We start from the raw sequence: 285 nt of genomic DNA on the forward strand, positions 1-285 counted from the left end.
CATGCCGCCACCGATCCGCACACACTCAGCGATCACGGCACCGGTCTGGTCGATGATCGCGGACCGGCGCATCCGCCCCTCCCGGTCGACGTCGGCAGTCCACTCGGCCAGCGGCGTCGGGTCGGCATCGGGTGCGCCCACGCTCGCGAGGTGACGGGCGACCTTGGCGCGGTAGTATGCATCGCTCTTGACCTGGCTGATCTGCATCTCAGTACACCTCCACGGGCTCGATGATCGAGCAGATCCGGTCAGCCGCGGCGTCGAGCACATCCCACAGAGCCCGCT

Annotated in this window: 1 protein-coding gene; it reads right to left on the minus strand. The window is 68.1% G+C overall.

The window, feature by feature from the left end; all coding sequences use genetic code 11:
- Positions 1–207, minus strand: a 207-nt coding sequence (locus RMT89_RS42370) for a hypothetical protein (RefSeq protein ID WP_315889088.1), incomplete at its 3' end; no start/stop codon positions are given.
- Positions 208–285: the final 78 nt, after the last annotated feature.

The sequence above is a fragment of the Streptomyces sp. P17 genome, assembly GCF_032436805.1.
Lineage (GTDB): Bacteria > Actinomycetota > Actinomycetes > Streptomycetales > Streptomycetaceae > Streptomyces.